The organism is Candidatus Pelagibacter communis, assembly GCF_001180225.1.
GTDB lineage: Bacteria > Pseudomonadota > Alphaproteobacteria > Pelagibacterales > Pelagibacteraceae > Pelagibacter > Pelagibacter ubique_D.
Map to the genome: position 1 here is coordinate 1 of NZ_CVST01000055.1, position 566 is coordinate 566.

The following is a 566-nucleotide window of genomic DNA, read 5'->3' on the forward strand; positions in this document are numbered from 1 at the left end:
GTTTCTAAATATAAACTTTTTAGGTTTGATGATAAAAAATAAAAACAAAAAATTATAAATAGCCCTAATATAAAACTAAATAAGCATAAGATATTTATTATTGATGAGTTTTTTAATCCTGAATACTTAAATAGCTCAATTTGATTATTTGAATATAAATTAATATAAAATAGCTGTGTTGAAATTAAAAATATAAACGGAAACATTTCAAAAATTAGACTTGGTGAATTTAATATAGATAAGTATATTGGATAAAAAGTAGGTACCTCTATTTCGTTAAAAAATTCAAACTCAGCTAACATATTTATAATTATTGATAGACTAAACATTAAAAGTGTAACGAAAATTAAGTTTTTTATATAATTTTTTAAAATAAATTTAATATAAGTTTTCATAAAATTATCGAATTTTTGTAAAATTACTGATTAAACTTTTTCTCAAAGTAAAATATAGAATAAACAACTTTAAAAAAGGAATTATTAAAATTTTAATATTACTATAAAAATTATCCTCAATAAATTTTAAAGAACTTTCTGAAATTAAAATAGTCATAAATCCAAACAAGA

General features: G+C 17.7%; 1 protein-coding gene. It reads right to left on the bottom strand.

The window, feature by feature from the left end; genetic code table 11:
* Nucleotides 1-329 (bottom strand): LptF/LptG family permease (locus AMN99_RS04280; protein WP_256998108.1); only part of this gene is annotated, 329 nt, incomplete at its 3' end.
* Nucleotides 330-566 lie beyond the last annotated feature (237 nt).